Below are 239 nucleotides of genomic sequence, written 5' to 3'. Positions count from 1 at the left end.
CTGACGCCGTCGAACAGGCGCCGGCGCAGTTCCACCAGCACGTCCTCGACCTGCTTGCGCAGGGCGTGGCCGGCGTCGGTCAGGTGCAGGGTCTTGGCGCGGCGGTCATGCGGGTCTTCGCGCCGTTCCATCAGGCCGGCGGCGACCAGTTGGTCGAGCACGCGCACCAGCGACGGACCCTCGACCCCCAGCGCCTCGGCCAGCGCGCCCTGGCGCACGCCGTCGCCCAGCCGGCCGGC

Annotated in this window: 1 protein-coding gene; it reads right to left on the bottom strand. The window is 75.3% G+C overall.

All coding sequences use genetic code 11. The annotated features are described in order from the left end of the window. A partial coding sequence (locus tag SB751_RS34850; protein WP_410749594.1) for a MarR family transcriptional regulator occupies window positions 1–239 on the bottom strand: 239 nt, incomplete at both ends.

The organism is Cupriavidus sp. SIMBA_020, assembly GCF_046535395.1.
Taxonomy (GTDB): domain Bacteria; phylum Pseudomonadota; class Gammaproteobacteria; order Burkholderiales; family Burkholderiaceae; genus Cupriavidus; species Cupriavidus campinensis.
This window is presented reverse-complemented; position numbering and strand designations above follow the sequence as displayed.